This window comes from Candidatus Dependentiae bacterium (genome assembly GCA_020431705.1).
Taxonomy (GTDB): Bacteria; Babelota; Babeliae; order Babelales; family Vermiphilaceae; genus JAGQHQ01.
Window position 1 is genome coordinate 1 of record JAGQHQ010000047.1, and the last position, 580, is coordinate 580.

Annotated in this window: 1 protein-coding gene; it reads right to left on the reverse strand. The window is 45.9% G+C overall.

Annotation, left to right across the window (positions count from 1 at the left end; translation table 11 throughout):
• Positions 1–210 precede the first annotated feature (210 nt).
• Entirely contained in the window at positions 211–534 is a 324-nt protein-coding gene (locus KC460_05250) for a hypothetical protein (GenBank protein ID MCA9770748.1), read from the reverse strand.
• Positions 535–580: the final 46 nt, after the last annotated feature.

Sequence of the window (580 nt, forward strand, 5' to 3'; positions counted from 1 at the left end):
AAGGGCTTCTGCCGTGCATGAGAATAGCGAGAATAGCAGCAAGAAAGAGACTATGAGTGTTGGAATATTTTTATGGCGCATAACTCTATGGTTCTATATATGGTGCAAGGGCCCATCCTCCTTGAAGGACGAGCCCTTGTTCAGTGTGCTTCTTAAGAAGTCGAGGATAGAAGCTCTGTTACGCTTCTGATTTCATCAACTTCAGTCTAACTAATCTATAAGGGCTGCTTCCTCTTCTTCTTCTTCTTCTTCTTCTTCTTCTTCCTCTTCGAGTTCATCGGTGATTCGCTCGAGTTCTTCTTCGAAGATATCGCTGGGATCTATCTCTTCTTGGATTTCGGTGAGCGGGTCTTCTACACCGAGTTTTTCCAGGGCCGGCACCATGGTCCTGGTGATTATTTCATCTAAGAGCTCTTCGATGATTTCAGGATCGGCTTTGGCGGAATGGGTTGTCAGCACGCTCATGTCCTCTTCGAGGGTTTTGAGTTGCTGTAGGGCGTAAAGGAGGTACTTCTCTACGGATACTTCGGTCATTTAATCTGTCTCCAGGGTCGGAAAAATATCCTTCAATTTTGCCAGG

Bases quoted from the DNA above. Each gene is read 5' to 3' on its own strand.
- KC460_05250 (MCA9770748.1), bottom strand. From the start codon at position 534: ATGACCGAAGTATCCGTAGAGAAGTACCTCCTTTACGCCCTACAGCAA.